The sequence below is a fragment of the Caulobacter sp. UNC279MFTsu5.1 genome (genome assembly GCF_900114015.1).
Classification (GTDB): Bacteria; Pseudomonadota; Alphaproteobacteria; order Caulobacterales; family Caulobacteraceae; genus Caulobacter.
In genome coordinates this window covers 1-18017 of sequence record NZ_FORN01000003.1, presented here as the reverse complement: position 1 = coordinate 18017, position 18017 = coordinate 1, and the positions used below count along the sequence as shown (strand labels likewise).

Sequence of the window (18017 nt, the reverse complement as noted above, 5' to 3'; positions counted from 1 at the left end):
GCTTATGTGGGGGTGTTCTGGCGCTCGGACCAGAGGATCTCGGCCCGGGCCTTCACCGCCTCGCCCATGCGGGTGAAGGCGGCCCTCAGGCGCCGCCGCTCGTCGCGGCTGACGAAGCGGACCAGCGGCCCCATGAACAGCTCGCCGTTCGAGAAGGTCGAGCCGATGTCGCTCATCTTCTCGATCTCCAGGTAGCGGATCGCGGTCACGAAGCCGTTCAGGCGCTTGGTGCGCCAGTGGAGCTGCTCGTAGGGCACCCAGTCCTGGACCACCGCCTCGACGGGCCTTGCCGGAGCGTCGCCGACCACCAGGTCGAAACGCAGGGGAGTGCCGATGCGCATCTCGCCCTCCATGCGCGGATGGACCGGGTTCCAGTCCTTCCAGGACGCGAAGTCGGCGATCACTTCCCAGACGATCTCGGCGGGGGCCAGCACCCCGGTGCGGAATTCTACGGCGCGTTGCATGGTTGTCCGTCTAGCATTGTCAGGCGATGAAACCCAAACCGCTGGCCTTCTGGAAGACCGGCAGGTCCAGGGACGGCGGATCGACGCCGGCCTGGCTGAGCAGGTCGTGGACCTGGCCGCGATGGTGGGTCTGGTGGTTGAAGACGTGGGCCAGCGTCGCCCACAGCGGCTGGGTCACCGTCGCGCCGTCAGCCATCCGCGTCCAGCGGAACACGCCGGCCAGTTGCTCGTCGGTCAGGCCCGCCACGTAGTCCGAAAGGGCCGCGTCCTCGTGGACCCGCGCCTCGCGCAGGGTCGCCAGGTCGTGGAAGATCACCGCGTCCAGGGCGTGCGGCGGCAGGGTCTCGCCGCGCAGCCGCGCCAGCCACATGCGGTCGGTGACGATCAGATGGTTCAGCGCGCCGTGGATCGACCCGAAGAACGCCCCGCGCTCGGCCTTGTAGTCCGCCTCGTCCAGCAGCGCGCAGGCCGCGTGGATGCGGTGGTTGGCCCAGGCGTTGTAGCCGGCGAACATCTGGAAGTAGGCGCGCATCATGACTCCTCGGTTCCCTCGTCTAGGCCTTCGCAGCCCATTCCACGTTCGGATATCGCGGCTTCAAATCCATTGTCGTCCCGGACAGGCGCTGCGCGCTTTCCGGGATGACAACAGCAAGGACGCTCCGATTGGAGCAAGCCTCCTAGTCCTTCATGCGCCAGGTGGCGCCGGCCGGACCGTCCATGACCACCACGCCCAGGCCGTCCAGCTCGGCGCGGATGGCGTCGGCGGCGGTCCAGTCCTTGGCGGCGCGGGCCTCGACCCGGCGCTTGAGCAGGTCCTCCACCTTGGCCTTCAGGTCGTCGTCGGCGTCGCCCTCGAACCAGGCGTCCGGATCGGCCTGCAGGAAGCCCAGCAGGCCGCCGGCCGCCAGCAGGCGGGCCTTGTTGGCGGCGATCGCGGCCTCGTCGCCGGCCGTGACGGCCCGCTCGATGGCGCTGGAGATCTCGAAGAAGCCCGACACCGCCAGCGGCGTGTTGAGGTCGTCCGACAGGGCGGCCAGCACGTCGACGGGACCGTCGACGTCGGTCGCGGCCGGGGTGGTCTTGGCGCGGCGCAGGGCGCCGTACAGCCGGTCCAGCGCCTTCTTGCTCTGCTCGACCAGCTCGGGCGTCCAGTCCAACGGCTGGCGGTAGTGGCCCGACAACAGCGCCCAGCGGATCACCTCGCCCGGCGTGCTCTTCAAGAGCTCGTGCGGAATGATCACATTGCCCAGGCTCTTGGACATCTTCTCCCCCGACATGTCGAGGAAGCCGTTGTGCAGCCAGTAGTTGGCCAGCACCGGCGCGCCGTGGGCGCAGCGGCTCTGGGCCAGCTCGTTCTCGTGGTGCGGGAAGGTCAGGTCGATGCCGCCGCCGTGGATGTCGATCGTCCGGCCCAGCTGCTTGTCGATCATGGCCGAGCACTCGATGTGCCAGCCCGGACGGCCCGCGCCCCAGGGGCTGTCCCACTCGGGCTCGTTCTCCTTCGACGGCTTCCACAGCACGAAGTCGGCCGGGTGGCGCTTGTAGGGCGCGACCTCGACCCGGGCGCCGGCGATCATGTCGTCCAGGTCGCGGCCCGACAGCTGGCCATAGTCGGGGAAGGCCTGGGTGTCGAACAGCACGTGGCCCTCGGCGGCGTAGGCCGATCCGTTGTCGACCAGCCGGCCGATCATTTCCACGATCGGGCCCATGTGCTCGGTGGCCTTGGGCTCCAGGCTCGGCGGCAGGGTCAGCAGGGCCGCGGCGTCCTGGTGATAGGCGGCCAGGTACCGATCGGTGATCACCTTGATCGCCACGCCCTCGGCCGCGGCCTTGGCGTTGATCTTGTCGTCCACGTCGGTGACGTTGCGGGCGTAGACCACCGCGTCCTCGCCATAGACGTGGCGCAGCAGGCGGAACAGCACGTCGAACACCACGACGGGCCGGAAATTGCCGATATGGGCGTGGTTATAGACCGTCGGCCCGCAGACATACATCGTCACCCGGCTCGGATCGGCGGGAACGAAGTCGCGCTTCTCGCGCGCCATGGTGTCGTAGAGCTTGAGGGTCATGAGGAGAGAGCGGCCTGACGTCGCGGGAGTGTTGCGGGGATACGGATTGGCCCCATATAACGAGAGCACGCGCGCACGGCCATGGTGTTTGGTCATTGATCGGCCTGGGGGCGCGCGACGGGTGGCACGCGTAATTCCAGGGCGAAAGGCGTCCTGGCGCAACTCAGCCCGTGGAAAGACCCTTCCCGCACATGGACGCACTGACCCGCGAGCGAACCCTGATCGGCCTCGATTCCGAAACCGGTCTTGATCTTGAACCCGCCCAGCGCCCTACCCGAGACGAGGCCATGGCCGCCGTCCGGACCCTGCTGGCCTGGGCCGGCGACAATCCCGATCGCGAAGGCCTGCTCGACACGCCCCAGCGCGTGGTCGACGCCTATGGCGAGTGGTTCGCCGGCTATCGCGGCGACCCCGTCGAGGCGCTGAGCCGCACCTTCGAGGACGTGCAGGGCTATGACGACATGGTCATGCTGCGCGGCATCGACGTGCAGAGCCACTGCGAACACCACATGGCGCCGTTCCTGGGCAAGGCCTGGGTGGCCTACATGCCGACCGGCAAGGTCGTGGGCCTGTCCAAGCTGGCGCGGCTGGTCGAGATCTTCGCCAAGCGTCTCCAGACCCAGGAGACCATGACCATGCAGATCGCCGACGCCATCGAGGACCACCTCAGCGCCGCCGGCGTGGCCGTGCTGATCGACGCCGAGCACCAATGCATGAGCACGCGCGGCGTGCGCCACCACGACGTCTCGACCATCACCACCCAGTTCCGCGGCGTGTTCAGGACCGACAAGGTCCTGCAGCAGCGCTTCATGGACCTGGTGACGCGGAAATAGTACGCCTCGCCGCGAGGCCCCCTCCGGCCCTCCGGGCCACCTCCCCCAGGGGGGGGAGGATCTAAGCGCCCCCGATGCTCCCCCTCTGGGGGAGCTGTCGCGGAGCGATTGAGGGGGCCGCCGGAGCCGGAGAGCGCTTGAGATGTTGAAGACCTGTCTGGCGGCCCTGGCCGTCGCGATGACGGCGAGCATGACCATGGCGCAGACTCCCCAAGCTCCTTCCGGGAAAGCTCCCTGGGACACGGAAATCCTTCCGCCCGCCCTGGCCTGGCATGGGGCCAGCGAGACGCTGGTCGCCAAGCCGTCCGATCCCTGGATCACGCCGTCCGAGCGAACCGGCCTGACCGCCTCGCCGAACTACGAAGAAACCCGCGCCTGGCTGGAAAAGCTGGACGCGGCCTCGCCGCTGATCCGCATGGAGGTGTTCGGCAAGTCGCCGGAAGGCCGCGACCTGTTGGTGCTGTACGTCTCCAAGGACGGGACCAAGTTCGATCCCAAGAAGCCCGTGCTGCTGGCCCAGGCCGGCATCCATCCGGGCGAGATCGACGGCAAGGACGCCGGCATGATGTTGCTGCGCGACATTGCTTTCGAAAGGGGGGCCTTCCACGGCAAGGACAACCCGCTCGACAAGGTCAACCTGGTCTTCGTGCCGATCTTCAGCGTCGACGGCCACGAGCGCGCCAGCCCCTACAGCCGGCCCAACCAGCGCGGCCCGGCGGTCCAGGGCTGGCGGCACACCGCCCAGAACCTCAATCTGAACCGCGACTACGGCAAGCTGGACGCGCCGGAGATGCGGGCGATGATCGCCCTGATCAACCAGGTCAAGCCCGACCTCTACATGGACATCCACGTCACCGACGGCGAGGACTACCAGTATGACATCACCTATGGCTGGGCCGGCTATCTGGGCGACTTCGCGCGCTCCAAGGCCACCAGCGCCTGGCTCGACGCCGCCTACCTGCCGGCCACCCAGGCGGGGCTGAAGGCGGCGGGGCACGTGCCCGGCCAGCTGGTCTTCGCCCTGGACGACCGCGACCCGAAGAGGGGCCTGGGCTCGTCGCCGGCGTCCCTGCGCTACTCCAACGGCTATGGCGACGCGGTGGGGCTGGCCACGGTGCTGGTCGAGAACCATTCGCTGAAGCCCTACCGTCAGCGGGTGCTGGGGACCTATGTCCTGCTGGAGGAGAGCCTGAAGATCCTGGCCAAGGACGGCGCGGCCCTGCGCGCCGCCGAGGCGGCCGACCGCGCCAAGCGCCCGGCCGTGGTCGAGGCCAATTTCGGCGCCGGCTTCGGCAAGGGAGGCGACAAGCCGCTGCGCACCGTCAGCTTCCTGGGCGTGCAGTACGAGACCTACGACTCCCCCGCCTCGGGCCGCAAGGAGGTGCGCTGGCTGGGCAAGCCCGCCCCCAAGCCCTGGTCGCTGCCGCTCTACGCCGCCGAGCCGTCGCTGCGGCTGACCCCGCCCAAGGCCTATTGGATCTCCTCGGCCAAGCCCGACGTGATCGAACGCCTGCGGATCCACGGCGTCCGGATGGAAACCCTGACGACGCCGAAAACGGTGTCGGTCGACATGATCCGCTTCACCGCCCCCAAGCTCGCGACCCGCGCCAACGAGGGCCATGTCGAGATCGTCGCCGGCCCGGTGACCCACGAGACTCGCAGCGTCACCTGGCCCATCGGCTCGGTGCGGATCCCGACCGACCAGCCGCTGGGCGAGCTGGCCGTCCTGCTGCTGGAGCCGGAAAGCGACGAGAGCTTCTTCGCCTGGGGGATGTTCCCCGAGGTGCTGCAGCGCGTGGAATATATCGAGGGCTACGCCATCGCCCCCCTGGCCGAGAAGATGCTGGCCGCCGATCCGAAGCTGAAGGCCGAGTTCGAGGCCAAGCTGGCCGCCGACCCGAAGTTCGCCGCCGATCCCGACGCCCGGCTGGGCTGGTTCTATGCGCGTACGCCCTATTACGACGACCACTATAAGCTCTATCCGGTGGGTCGGGAGCTTTAGAAAACCGCTCATCCCGGCGAACGCCGGGACCCAGATCCCAAAGCGGTGTGATGGATTGGAAGAGCTCGGCGCATTTGGCGTCAGCCTCAAAGCCATTCCATCTGGGTCCCGGCGTTCGCCGGGATGAGCGGATAAAAGGGAGTCGCCTCCCCCACGAGCCCGCTTGCCAGCCCCGTCGAACGCTGAGCCTTATGCCGGCCAGTTCGACCCCGTTTCACGAGTGACGACCGATGGACACCATCGCTTCCGGCCACGCCGCCGCCCTGTGGGTGGGGCTGCACGTCCTGCTCCTGCTGACCCTGTCGCTGCTGGTCGTGCGCCTGCGGCAGAAGCACAAGGTGGCCCTGGGCGACGAGGGCATTCCCGAGCTGGCCCGCGCCATCCGCGCCTTCGGCAACGCCAGCGAGTACATCCCCGTCGGCCTGGCGGCGATCATCGTCCTGGCCCTGGTCGGCGCCCCGCCCCTGGCCATCCACGTGGTGGGGCTGGTGCTGTTCGCCGGCCGGCTGATCCACGCCGTGGGCCTGTCCAACAGCGGCGGCGCCTCGATCCCGCGCGCCGTCGGCATGATCTGCACCTGGGTGGCCTACATCTTCGGCGCGGTGGCCCTGCTGTTCTACGCGATCGGCTGATCCGGCTTTCCGGGGCGCAACTCCACCGTTGTCATCCCGGAAAGCGCGCAGCGCTTGTCCGGGATCCAGGTGAACCGCAACCACATCGGCCCAGTCCCCTGGGTCCTGGACAGCCTTTGCGGGGCTTCCGGGATGACAACCTTTTATCCAATCCTGTCGCTCGGCGTTCAGCCCACGCCTTGCCCCCGCCCGCCCCCCTCGTCCATAAGACCGCATGGACGAAAACCTGTTGCATGACGTGCTCGCCGCCGCGCGGACCGCGGGCGCCGACGCCGCCGAAGCCGTGTTCGCGCAGCGCCAATCTCTCTCCGTCGGCGTCCGCCTGGGCGAACTGGAGGAGGTCGAGCGCGAGGAGTCCCGCGACATCGGCCTGCGCGTCTTCGTCGGCCGGCGCAGCGCCACGGTGTCGGGCTCGGACATCTCGGCCGAGGGCCGCGCCAAGCTGATCGACCGGGCGGTGGCCATGGCCCGCCTGGCCCCCGAGGATCCCTACGCCGCCCTGGCCCCGGCCGAACGCCTGGCGCGCGGCCCGTTCCGCGACCTCGACCTCTACGACCCGACCGAGCCCTCGGCCGAGGCGCTGGAAGCCCAGGCCCGCGAGGCCGAGGCCGCCGCCCGCGCCGTCGCCGGCGTGACCAATTCCGACGGCGGTTCGTCGTCGTGGAGCGCCTCGACCTGGCGGCTGGTCACCAGCGAAGGCTTTTCCGGCCTGCACCAGGCCAGCGGCTTCGGCGTCTCGGCCTCGGCCATCGCCGGCGAGGGCGCGGGCATGGAGCGCGGCGGCGAAGGCCGCTCGACCCGCCACGCCGCCGACCTGCCCGCGCCCGCCGCGATCGGCGCCAAGGCCGGCGAGCTGGCCGTCGCCAAGCTGAACCCGCGCAAGCTGGACTCGACCACCGCCCCGGTGATCTTCGAGAACCGCCTGGCCATGTCGCTGCTCAGCCCGCTGATCGGCGCGATCTCGGGCCCGTCGATCGCCCGCGGAACCTCGTTCCTGAAGGACAAGCTGGGCCAGGCGGTGTTCGCCAAGGGCGTGACCCTGCTGGACGACCCGTTCCGGATGCGCGGCCTGGGCTCGGCCCCGTTCGACGACGAGGGGGTGGCCTGTGAGGCCCGCGCCCTGATCGACGACGGCGTGCTGACCACCTGGCTGATGAACGTCAGCGCGGCCAAGCAGCTGGGCCTGGAAAGCACCGGCCACGCCTCGCGCGGCCTGGCCGGCCCGTCCGGCGTCTCGACCCATAACCTGACCCTGCAGCCGGGCCGGCGCGACCTGGCCGGGCTGATGGCCGACGCCGGGACCGGCCTGCTGGTGACCTCGATGTTCGGCCCCTCGCTGAACGGCAACACCGGCGACTGGTCGGTGGGCTGCTCGGGCTTCTGGTTCGAGAACGGCGTCTCGACCGGCCCGGTCACCGAGATCACCGTGGCCGGCAACCTGATCGACATCTACGCCCGCGTGGTCCCCGGGTCCGACCTGGAGATCCGCGGGGCCAGCAACAGCCCGTCCCTGCTGGTCGACGGCCTGGCGATCGCCGGAAAATGACCGACCTGGACCTGATCCTGGCCGCGGCGCGCGAGGCCGGAGCCCTGGCGCTCTGCGCCCGCGAGGCCGGGCTGAAGGTCTGGTCCAAGGACGGCGGCTCGCCGGTCACCGACGCCGACCTGGCCGTCGACACGCTGCTGAAGGACCGCCTGGGCGCGGCCCGGCCCGGCTATGGCTGGCTGTCGGAGGAGACGGCCGACGATCCGGCGCGCCTGGCCACGCCCCGCCAGTTCGTGGTCGACCCGATCGACGGCACCGTGGCCTTCATCAAGAACAAGCCGTGGTTCGCCGTGTCGATCGCCGTGGTCGAGGACGGCCGTCCGGTGGCCGGCGTGGTCCACGCGCCGGCCCTGGACGAGACCTATGTCGCCACCCTGGGCGGCGGCGCGGCCCTGAACGGCGTGGCGATCAGCCCCAGCGACACCGACGACCTCGAGGACGCCGCCATGCTGGGCGACGCCAAGATGTTCGTCCATCCGGCCTGGACCAATCCGTGGCCGCCGATGCGGGTGGAAAGCCGCAACTCGATCGCCTACCGCCTGTGCCTGGTGGCCGCCGGCGCTTTCGACGCGGCCGTCGCCCTGTCGCCCAAGAACGAGTGGGACCTGGCCGCCGCCGACCTGATCTGCGCCGAGGCCGGCGCCGCCCTGACCGACCACAAGGGTCGAACCTTCACCTACAATCGGGCAAATCCGCTGCTTCCGAGCGTGGTTTGCGCCAATCGCGCGCTTCACCCGTTGATCCTGTCACGCGTCGGGCATATCGACCTGCCGCAACGATAACTTCCGCGCAGGAAATTCCACGCCATGAGCGACAAGCAGCTTCTTCACCTCGTGATCGGCGGTGAACTGAAGAACGTTTCCGATGTCGAGTTCCGCGACCTGTCGAAGGTCGAGTTCGTCGGCGCCTACGCCAACTACGCCGAGGCCCACGCCGCCTGGAAGGCCAAGGCCCAGGCCACCGTCGACAACGCCCACGCGCGGTACTTCATCATTCACGCCCACAAGCTGCTGGATCCGAGCCTGGGGTGAGGCTCGGAAGACCCCCTCAGTCGCTCCGCGACAGCTCCCCCCGCGCTAGATCCTCCCCCTCTGGGGGAGGTGGCCCGAAGGGCCGGAGGGGGTTCCCACCCCCTACTCCCTTCTCAAAATCCCTTCCGTCACGATCCCGCCGATCATCCCGGCCCGGAAGTCGGCCTTGATCTTCACCGGATCGTAGTCGGGGCTCTCGACCCACTGGGTGAAGGTCAGGCCCTTGGGGGCGGCGTCGGTCAGGTAGCGTTCGAAGGTGTAGTCCAGCACGCCGGTCTTGCCCTGCTTGATGTGCAGGTACTTGAACGACAGCTGCTCCAGGGCCTCCTCGATCGGCAGGCCCAGGCGGTAGTGGGCGTAGAGCACGCTCATGATCCCCGCCCGGTCCGCGCCCGACTTGCAGTGCATCAGGGCCGGATATTCGATGCGCTCGAACAGGTCGCGGGCGCCCAGCACCCGCTCCTTGATCGGGACCTCACGCGAGGTGATCACGAAGTCGACCATCGTCAGGCCCAGCTTCTCGCAGGCGTATTTCTCCAGGGCGTAGAAGCTGCCGTCGAACCCGCCGCGCAGGTTGATGACGGTCTTGATGCCCTTCTTCTTCCATTCGGCCAGCTGGTGCGGCCACGGCTGGTTGGTGCGCACCAGCTCGGGGCTGACCCAGTGGTCGTTCTTGAAGCCCAGGCGCAGATAGGCGTGGTCGTTCCACAGATAGGAAAGATAGGTGCGAAACCGCCCCCAGCGGGTGGTCGTGTCGTAGCCGGGCAAGCGGGCGATCCTTCGTGCAAGACGTCTAACTAGGCGCCACAGCCCTGTAATGCAAAAGCCACAGCGCCGCACCCCCGCCGCAATGACAGGCAATAGCCCAGCTTGACAGTCCCGCCGCGACATCCGACCCCTGCCGCCATGACCGATCCCGCCGCGCCGCAAGCCACCAACCGCGCCCTCGCCGCGCGGATCTGGCGCGACTACCTCAAGCCCCGCTGGAAGGGGCTGACCGTCTCGATCGTCAGCGCCGCCGTCATCGCGGCGCTCAGCGCCGGCCTGACCAAGATCATCCAGCCGGCCATCGACCAGCTGATCACCCATCCGCAAGCCGGCGCCCTGGTGCGCATCCCGCTGCTGATCGTCGGCATGGCCCTGGCCCGGGGCCTGTTCCAGGTGCTCCAGGCCACCGCCATCAACCGCATCGGCAACGGCGTGGTCGGCGACGTGCAGGTGCGGCTGTTCGGCAAGCTGGTGCGCTCGGACCTGGCCCGCCTGCGCGGCGCCCATTCGGGATCGTACGTCTCGTCGGTGCTCTATGACGCCACCCTGATCCGCGAGGCCGCGACCAGCGGCGTGGTCAACTACACCCGCGAGTTCCTGACCGTGATCGGCGCGCTGGCGGTGATGTTCCAGCTGGATCCGATCCTGGCGACCGGCGTGCTGGTGATCGCCCCGCTGTCCAGCCTGATCATCCGCCGCTTCTCGAAGAAGACCACCAAGGCCGCCAAGGGCGCCATGGGCGAGACCTCCAACCTCTCGACCGCAATCATGGAGAGCCTGGACGGCATCAAGATCGTCAAGATGGAGAACCGCGAGACCTACGAACAGGACCGGGTCGCCGCGGTGGTCGAGCGCCGCCAGCGCCACCTGATCAAGGGCTCCAACGCCCGCGCCATGGCCGCGCCGGCGACCGAGCTGTTCACCACCCTGATCATCGCCGCCGTGTTCGTCTACGCCGGCTGGCGGGCGACCGTCGGGGCCGGCATGCTGGGCGGGGTGCTGACGGCCGGCGCCTTCTTCGCCTTCCTCAGCGCCCTGATCATGGCCGCCCAGTCCCTGCGCCAGGTCGCCAACCTGCAGACGGTGTTCACCGAGGGCTTCACCGCCGCCCGCCGTCTGTTCGCGGCCCTGGACGTCGAGCCGGCCATCGTCGATCCCGCCGACGCCAAGACCTTGCCGCCCGGCGAGGCGACCATCGCCTTCGACCATGTCAGCTTCGCCTATGGCGACGACGCCCCGGCCCTGCACGACGTCTCGCTCCAGGCCCGGCGCGGCGAGACCGTCGCCCTGGTCGGCCCGTCGGGCGGCGGCAAGAGCTCGCTGCTGAACCTGATCCCGCGCTTCTACGACGTCACCGCCGGCGCGGTGACCATCGACGGCCACGACGTGCGCGGCGTGACCCTGGCGTCCTTGCGCGACCGCATCGCCCTGGTCACCCAGGAGCCGTTCCTGTTCGACGACACCATCCGCGCCAACATCGCCTACGCCCGGCCCGGCGCCGCCGAGGACGAGGTCGAGGCGGCGGCCCGCCAGGCGGCGGCCCACGACTTCATCTCGGACCTGCCGCTGGGCTACGACACCCTGGTCGGCGAGGCGGGCGCGCGGCTGTCGGGCGGCCAGCGCCAGCGCATCGCCATCGCCCGCGCCTTCCTCAAGGACGCCCCGATCCTGTTGCTGGACGAGGCGACCAGCGCCCTGGACACCGAGAGCGAGGCCCAGGTCCAGGCGGCGCTGGAGCGGCTGATGGCCGGCCGCACGACGATCCTGATCGCCCACCGCCTGTCGACCGTGAAGGGCGCCGACCGCATCTATGTGATCGACCGCGGCCGGGTGGTCGAGACCGGGGCCCACGCCGAGCTGGTGCGCCACAAGGGCCTCTACGCCCGCCTGGCCAAGGCCCAGGATCTGGATCACCTGCCGGAGGCGACGGTTTGAGACCCTTGCGCTGGCCCCTGGTGATCCAGATCGTCTCGTCGGTCTTCGCCGGCTATTCCAAGCTGGTGTTCCACACCCTGCGCATGACCCGCGAGGGCCAGGAGCACGCCGAGGCGGTCTGGGCCCAGGGCCGCGAGACCGGGGTCGGGGCGATCCTGTGTTTCTGGCACGCGCGCATCCCGATGTCGCCGCTGACCTGGCCGCAGGACCCTGGCCGCCAGGACATGCGGGCCCTGATCTCGCGCTCGGCCGACGGCGAGTTCATCGCCCAGACCGTCGAGAAGCTGGGCTTCCCGTCGATCCGTGGTTCGTCGACCAAGAAGACCGACCCGGCCAAGAACAAGCACGGCGAGCAGGCCTTCCGCGACATGATCAAGTGGGTCAAGGACGGCGGCGGGATCGCCATCACCCCCGACGGCCCGCGCGGCCCGGCCGAGCGCATGGAGAAGGGCACGCCCTCCCTGGCCCGGGTGACCGGCGCGCCGGTGATCTTCGTCGGCCTGGCCTGCAACCCCTGCATCCGCCTGGGCTCCTGGGACCGCACCGTCATCCCCCTGCCCTTCGCCAAGGCCGCCATGGTCTGGAGCGCCCCCACCGCCGCCGGCCGGGGGGACGATCCGGACGCCCTGGTCGAGGCCTGGGCGGCGGAGCTGTCGGCGGTGACGCGACGGGCGGAGGCGCTGGTCGGCGTGACGCCGTCCGCCTAGCCTTGTTGGCGACCGAAGGATCGGATGGTCCCTGGAGCGGTTCCCGACCTGACTGCCTCAGGCCGGGCGCTCCAGGTCCTTGTTTGGCGCATTTTCTTCACGCGAACCGGCGTCCACTTTCCAAAAATGCTCTAGGCGCTCAGGATCCAATCCGAACTGACGCTGCTGTTCACCAGGACGTTCGGGATGAAGCCATCGCCCGTCGACTGCCAGACGGTGAACATCCCTCCGACATGACGCCAGACAAGATCATCCATTCCGTCGCCGTTGTAGTCCGCGACGGTCGCCAGGCTCCAGTCTGGATTTATCGTGGCGTCGACGACGACATTCCGGATGAAGCCCGAGCCGGTCGAGGCCCACTCGGTGAAGACGCCGCTCGTGTGGCGCCAGATCAGATCCGTATTGCCGTCACCGTTGAAATCGCCGTGTCCGACCAGCGACCAGTCCCGGTCGACCGCCGGCGCAATACTGGACATGTAGACGAAGTCGGCGCCGTGGAACGCTTCGATCTCGCCGTCGGTCCAGCGAGCCAGGACGTCATCGGCCCCGTCGCCATCGAGGTCCAGAATGGTCAAGGTCGACGAAGCGGGCAGGTACGAATAGACGACGACATTGGGTTCGAAACCGGTTCCAGTGGAGCGCCACTCGGTCACCATGCCGCTTGAATGGCGCCACAGGAGGTCGCTCTTGCCATCGCCGTCGAAATCGCCGTCGCCGACCAGGGTCCAATCGGCTCCGACGCCGGCGTTGACGTAGCTGTTCATCTCGAAGCCGGCGTTCGCGGCGTTCCATATCGTGAACATGCCGCTGGCGTGGCGCCACAGCATGTCCGTCGCCCCATCGCCATTGAAGTCGAGCAACGCCTCGAGCTTCCAGTCCGGCGAAACGGCCTGGGCGAAGGTGTTCGCGGTGAATCCGGCGCCTTGAGCCGTCCAGGTGGTGACGTAACCGCTGGCGTGCCTCCAGACGAAGTCGCTGCGTCCGTCATGATTGACGTCGTTGGCCGCGCCTCGATCCACCAGGAACCGGATCTCGGCGCCGCCCTCGGCCGCCGCGGCGACGACGAAGCGACCGGCCGGCGCGCCTTGCACGCTGAAGCGCTCGCCGGTCGACAGGACGACGGTGTCGCCTTGGCGGGCGACAGTCAGGCTCGAAGGATCGGCATCCCAGATCACGATGCGGTCGGTCGCTGTAAGATCGGTGATCGTGTCGCCGTCGAAATGCCGCGCCGCGCCCTCGAAGATGTCGGGACCCGTTCCGCCCGTCAGCACATCGGCTCCAAGCCCGCCGATCAGGGTGTCCCGCCCCGCGCCGCCATCCAGAAAATCCGTCCCGACTCCAAGGCTTTCCACCCGATCGGTCCCGCCGCCGCCATAGAGGTGGTAAGAAAGTCCGGTGGAATCCGGGTCAAATGCGGCAATATAGTTGTTCAGATCATTGCCAATTCCGGTCGATCCGTTGGACACCCACAACTGTTCGACATTCGCCCCCAGCGTGTAGTCGATAGAGGACACGACGAGGTCATACCCGCTGTCCACGTCCTCGACGACACGATCCAGGACCGAGTCCACCCAGTAGCCGTCGTTTCCAGCTCCGCCGGTCATCAGATCGGCGCCACGGCTGCCTTTGAGAAGGTCGTCGCCATCCTCGCCGAACAGGGTGTCGTCGCCATCTCCCGCCTCCAGCTGGTCGCCGCCCGCGCCGCCGTTCAGCGTATCGTCGCCGAATCCACCGAAATAGATGTCGTCGCCCGGACCACCCTTCCAGTTGTCGGCTTGCCGGGTGCCGGTCTCGGCCAGGAAGGTCCCCGCCGGCAGGTCGGACTTCTGGAAGTTGGTCACGCCGTCGAGCGCGATCACGAAATCCGTCACGTCCAAGGTGAGATTGTCGTTCAGATCGATGATGACATAGGTCGATCCGGCGTTTTCCCAGGTCCAGAACCCCACGCCGTCCTGGCCGAGACCGACTAGGGCCTGACCCGCCTGAAGGGTGAAGGCGCTATCGGTGATCGCGCCGTTCCAGAGCGGATATCGCAACGCAAAGCCGATATCCTTCATGCCCTGCGTCACGCCCAGATCGAGCACGTCCCCCTCGGCGCGGGAGAAGTCGACGATATGGTCAAGGCCCAGCAGCGAACTGGCTGGAATGTAGGTGAAGTCCAAGCCGCTGTAGCGGATCATGGACGTGACTAGGAAAGTATCCGCCCCCGCGCCGCCCGTGTAGCGGTCCACCGAGGTATCGGACACCAGCCAAAAAAGATCGGCGCCCGCGCCGCCATCGACTAGGTCGGCGCCCGCGCCTTCCATGAGGGTGTCGTCGCCATCCCCGCCGAGCAGCACGTCCGCGCCCTCGAAAGCATAGATGTAGTCATTGCCCGCGCCGCCTTCGAGGCGGTTGTCGCCGTGGCCGCCGTTCAGTTCGTCGTCGCCGTCGCCGCCAAAGACGGTGTCATCGCCCGCCAGCGCGACGATGGCGTCATCGCCCGCGGTCCCGGTGATGACGTCGTCGCCCGACGTCCCATACACTACACTCATACGGTTTCCCCAGCTTGATTTCCACTCTTACCGCGAGCCAAAGGACGCGCACAATCGCTAACGGCGCCGGAAGCCGCTTTGTAGACATTGATCCCTCCGCCCCTTGGTGGGATGTAGACCCCATGCCGCACGACCACGCCGATCACGATCACCATGACCACGATCATGGCCACGGCCACGGCCACCACCATCACGGTCCCGGCGGCCACCACCACGCCCCCAAGGACTTCGGCAAGGCCTTCGCGATCGGCGCGACCCTGAACATCGGCTTCGTGGCGGCCGAGACCGTCGCCGGCCTGATGACCCATTCGCTGGCCCTGCTGGCCGACGCCGGCCACAACCTGTCCGACGTGCTGGGCCTGTTCATGGCCTGGGGCGCGGTGGTGCTGGCCAAGAAGGCCCCGGGCGGGCGACACACCTACGGCCTGCGCAAGGGGACGATCCTGGCCTCGCTGACCAACGCCGTGGTGCTGCTGGTGGCGGTCGGGGCCATCGCCTGGGAGGCGGTGCGCCGCTTCGCCGATCCGGAGCCGATCCAGACCGGGCCGGTGATGATCGTCGCCGCCGTCGGCATCGCCATCAACACCGCCACGGCCCTGATGTTCATGCGCGGCTCCAAGGACGACCTGAACATCCGCGGGGCCTTCGTGCACATGGCCGCCGACGCCGCCATCTCGGCCGGGGTGGTCGCCGCCGCCGCCGCCATGTGGGCCACCGGCTGGCTGTGGCTAGACCCGGTGGTCAGCCTGGGCATCGTGGCGGTGATCGTGCTGGGCACCTGGGGCCTGCTGCGCGACAGCCTCGACCTGGCCCTGGACGCCGCCCCGCGCGGCATCGACCCCAAGGCGGTCCGGGCCTGGCTGGCCGAGCGCCCCGGCGTGACCGAGGTCCACGACCTGCACATCTGGGCGATGAGCACCACCGAGACGGCCATGACCGCCCACCTGGTGCGCCCCGAAAACCCCGACAACGACCAGTTCCTGCACGAGATCTGCGGCCAGATGGCCAGCCGCTTCAAGATCGGCCACGTCACCATCCAGGTCGAGAGCGGCGGCGTGGCCACCTGCCACCTGGCCGGCGCGGACGCGGTGTGAGCCTTCCCCTGTCCCTGGCGCTGTATCGGGCGGCGACCACCGCCCTGGAGCCCTTCGCGCCCCTGCTGCTGGACCGCCGGGCCAAGGCCGGCAAGGAGGACCGCGCGCGGCTGCACGAACGGCTGGGCCGGCCGAAGACCCCGCGTCCTGACGGGACCCTGGTCTGGCTGCATGGGGCCAGCGTCGGCGAGAGCCTGTCGATCCTGCCCCTGGTCGAGCGCCTGCGGACCGAGCGGCCGGGCGTGGCGGTGCTGGTCACCTCCGGCACGGTGACTTCCGCCGCGCTGCTGGCCCGCCGCCTGCCGGCCGGGGCGATCCACCAGTTCCTGCCGGTCGACACCCCCGGCGGCGCCCGGCGGTTCCTCGACCACTGGCGGCCGGACCTGGCGGTGTTCGTCGAGAGCGAGCTGTGGCCCAACCTGCTGCTGACCGCCAAGGCGCGCGGGGTCAAGCTGGCCCTGGTCTCGGCCAAGCTGTCGGACAAGAGCTACGCCGGCTGGCGGGCCCGGCCGTTCGCGGCCTGGGCGCTGTTCAGCGGCTTCGACCTGATCCTGGCCCAGGACGGCCGCGCCGCCGAGCGCCTGGCCAACCTGGGCGGGACGGTGGCCGGCGAGGCCGACCTGAAGTTCGGCGCGGCCCCGCTGCCGGTCGACGCGGCGGCCCTGGCCAGCCTGCGCGTGCGGCTCGGCGGCCGGCCGGTGCTGCTGGCCGCCAGCACCCATCCGGGCGAGGACGAGCTCGTATTGGCCGCCTGGCGCGCCCTGCCGGCCAGTAACGACCATGGGCGCCCGCGCCTGGTGATCGTCCCCCGCCATCCCGACCGCGGCCCCGCCGTCGCCGATCTGGCCCTGGCCGCCGACGCCGCGGCCTGCCTGCGCAGCCGCGAGCCCGACGATTCGGCGGACGTCATCGTCGCCGACACCCTGGGCGAGCTGGGCCTCTGGTACCGGCTGGCCGACCTGGCCCTGGTGGCCGGCAGCCTGGTCGAGGGGATCGGCGGCCACAATCCGCTGGAGCCGGCGCGGCTGGACTGTCCGATCGTCTCCGGCCCGCACGTCGAGAGCTGGCTGACCGCCTATGCCGACCTGCGCGACGCCGACGGCGTCGCCTTCGCCGACGCCTCGGTGCTGGGCGCGCGCCTGGCCGACCTTCTGGCCCGGCCGGAGGTCTTGCAACGACAGGCGGCCCAGGCCCGGGCCTTCGTCGACCGACGCGACGCCGAGGCCCGGGCGGGCCTTGACCGCATCCTCGCCCTGCTGGACGCGGAGGCGCAGGCATGAAGCCGGCCACCCCGCGCTGGTGGTACCGCCGCCACGGCGCCCCCAGCCCGCTGACCCGCGCCCTGCTGACCCCGCTGTCGTGGATCTGGGCCGCCCAGACCGCCCGCCGCATCGCCCGCGCCCAGCCGCGCGGCGCCGACTGCGCGGTGATCTGCGTCGGCAACTTCACGGTCGGCGGGGTGGGCAAGACGCCGATCGTCCGCGAGCTGCTGCTGACCCTGACCCAGCGCGGCCGCCGCGCCCACGGCCTGTCGCGCGGCTATGGCGGCAAGCTGAAGGGCCCGGTCCAGGTCGACCCGGCGCGCCACACCGCCCGCGAGGTCGGCGACGAGCCGCTGATGCTGGCCCAGGACTTTCCGATGTGGGTGTCGCGCGACCGGGTGCTGGGCGCGCGCGGGGCCGCCGCGGCCGGCGCCGAGGTGGTGGTCATGGACGACGGCCACCAGAACCCCAACCTGCGCAAGACCCTGTCGCTTGTGGTGGTCGACGGCGAGACCCGCGAGGACGAGTGGCCGTTCGGCGACGGCAAGGTGTTCCCCGCCGGGCCGATGCGCGAGCCGCTGGCGGCGAGCCTGGCCCGCACCGACGCGGTGATCGTGCTGCTGCCGAACGACCTGCCGGCCGCCGATCCCGAGCTTCTGGCGCTGTTCGGCGACACGCCGGTGCTGGTCGCCCGGCTGGAGCCCGCCGTCCCGCCGCCCAAGGGCCGCCAGGTCGGCTTCGCGGGGATCGGCAAGCCGTGGAAGGTGGAGCGGGCCCTGAAGGCGGCCGGCTGCCATCTGGTGGACTTCGCGCCCTATCCCGATCACGGCGCCTACGACGAGGCGACGCTGAAGTTCCTGGCCGACCGCGCGGCGGCCTACAGCGCCGGGTTGGTCACGACCGAGAAGGACTGGGTGCGGCTGCCCCAGGCCTGGCGCGACCGGGTGACGCCGTGGCCGGTGCGGGCGCGGTTCGAGGATGAACGGGCGCTGGGGGATCTTCTGGAGACGGCGGGACTGTAGCGCTCAAGATCCTCCCCCTCCGGGGGAGGTGGCCCGGAGGGCCGGAGGGGGTTTCACCCGCCGAGTCCGCAGACCCCCTCCGTCGCTCCGCGACACCTCCCCCAAAGGGGGAGGATCT

At 69.5% G+C, this 18017-nt stretch carries 16 protein-coding genes; 11 read left to right on the top strand and 5 right to left on the bottom strand.

Going from position 1 to position 18017, the window contains the following annotated elements; genetic code table 11:
* Positions 1-2: 2 nt before the first annotated feature.
* The 3 genes from BM066_RS01425 to cysS form a co-directional block, all read right to left on the bottom strand.
* A complete protein-coding gene (locus BM066_RS01425; RefSeq protein ID WP_089923762.1) occupies positions 3-464 on the bottom strand; it encodes an SRPBCC domain-containing protein in 462 nt (153 codons plus the stop codon).
* Positions 465-483: 19 nt separating this feature from the next.
* On the bottom strand, positions 484-996 hold the full coding sequence (locus BM066_RS01420; protein WP_089924096.1) for a DinB family protein: 513 nt from the start codon (positions 994-996) through the stop codon (positions 484-486).
* Positions 997-1141: 145 nt separating this feature from the next.
* Complete coding sequence (cysS, locus tag BM066_RS01415; protein WP_089923758.1) at positions 1142-2533, bottom strand: cysteine--tRNA ligase; 1392 nt, start codon at positions 2531-2533, stop codon at positions 1142-1144.
* A 191-nt stretch (positions 2534-2724) separates the two neighbouring features.
* On the opposite strand from cysS, the gene folE reads away from it, so the two are divergent.
* The 6 genes from folE to BM066_RS01385 all read left to right on the top strand — a co-directional run bounded on the left by folE (position 2725) and on the right by BM066_RS01385 (position 8577).
* The gene (gene folE / locus BM066_RS01410) at positions 2725-3366 is read left to right on the top strand and encodes a GTP cyclohydrolase I FolE (protein WP_089923755.1); all 642 of its coding nucleotides are present in this window, start codon (positions 2725-2727) and stop codon (positions 3364-3366) included.
* 142 nt (positions 3367-3508) lie between these two features.
* Entirely contained in the window at positions 3509-5368 is a 1860-nt protein-coding gene (locus BM066_RS01405) for a M14 family metallopeptidase (RefSeq protein ID WP_089923752.1), read from the top strand.
* A gap of 230 nt (positions 5369-5598) precedes the next feature.
* Complete coding sequence (locus BM066_RS01400) at positions 5599-6000, top strand: MAPEG family protein (protein WP_089923749.1); 402 nt, start codon at positions 5599-5601, stop codon at positions 5998-6000.
* 214 nt (positions 6001-6214) lie between these two features.
* A complete protein-coding gene (locus tag BM066_RS01395) occupies positions 6215-7546 on the top strand; it encodes a TldD/PmbA family protein (protein WP_089923746.1) in 1332 nt (443 codons plus the stop codon).
* Entirely contained in the window at positions 7543-8328 is a 786-nt protein-coding gene (locus BM066_RS01390; RefSeq protein WP_018112972.1) for a 3'(2'),5'-bisphosphate nucleotidase CysQ, read from the top strand. Before BM066_RS01395 ends, BM066_RS01390 begins: the two co-directional genes overlap by 4 nt.
* A gap of 24 nt (positions 8329-8352) precedes the next feature.
* Positions 8353-8577 (top strand): DUF4170 domain-containing protein, encoded by a 225-nt coding sequence (locus BM066_RS01385; protein WP_089923743.1) that lies wholly within the window; start codon positions 8353-8355, stop codon positions 8575-8577.
* A 102-nt stretch (positions 8578-8679) separates the two neighbouring features.
* Here the strand turns inward: BM066_RS01385 and BM066_RS01380 are convergent, their stop codons facing one another.
* On the bottom strand, positions 8680-9345 hold the full coding sequence (locus BM066_RS01380; protein WP_089923739.1) for a protein tyrosine phosphatase family protein: 666 nt from the start codon (positions 9343-9345) through the stop codon (positions 8680-8682).
* A gap of 138 nt (positions 9346-9483) precedes the next feature.
* Between BM066_RS01380 and BM066_RS01375 the strand changes: the two genes are divergently transcribed.
* Positions 9484-11280: an ABC transporter ATP-binding protein gene (locus BM066_RS01375; RefSeq protein WP_089923736.1), complete on the top strand. Its 1797-nt coding sequence runs from the start codon at positions 9484-9486 to the stop codon at positions 11278-11280.
* On the top strand, positions 11277-11987 hold the full coding sequence (locus tag BM066_RS01370) for a lysophospholipid acyltransferase family protein (RefSeq protein ID WP_029589418.1): 711 nt from the start codon (positions 11277-11279) through the stop codon (positions 11985-11987). The genes BM066_RS01375 and BM066_RS01370 overlap by 4 nt, the downstream gene beginning before the upstream one ends.
* 131 nt (positions 11988-12118) lie before the next feature.
* Here the strand turns inward: BM066_RS01370 and BM066_RS01365 are convergent, their stop codons facing one another.
* A complete protein-coding gene (locus BM066_RS01365; protein WP_143093627.1) occupies positions 12119-14521 on the bottom strand; it encodes an FG-GAP-like repeat-containing protein in 2403 nt (800 codons plus the stop codon).
* A gap of 122 nt (positions 14522-14643) precedes the next feature.
* On the opposite strand from BM066_RS01365, the gene BM066_RS01360 reads away from it, so the two are divergent.
* The 3 genes from BM066_RS01360 to lpxK are packed head-to-tail and all read left to right on the top strand — an operon-like array spanning position 14644 to position 17899.
* Positions 14644-15615, top strand: coding sequence for a cation diffusion facilitator family transporter (locus tag BM066_RS01360; RefSeq protein WP_089923730.1), 972 nt, complete (start codon positions 14644-14646; stop codon positions 15613-15615).
* On the top strand, positions 15612-16895 hold the full coding sequence (locus tag BM066_RS01355) for a 3-deoxy-D-manno-octulosonic acid transferase (protein WP_255367439.1): 1284 nt from the start codon (positions 15612-15614) through the stop codon (positions 16893-16895). The genes BM066_RS01360 and BM066_RS01355 overlap by 4 nt, the downstream gene beginning before the upstream one ends.
* A complete protein-coding gene (lpxK, locus tag BM066_RS01350) occupies positions 16892-17899 on the top strand; it encodes a tetraacyldisaccharide 4'-kinase (protein WP_089923727.1) in 1008 nt (335 codons plus the stop codon). Before BM066_RS01355 ends, lpxK begins: the two co-directional genes overlap by 4 nt.
* Positions 17900-18017: the final 118 nt, after the last annotated feature.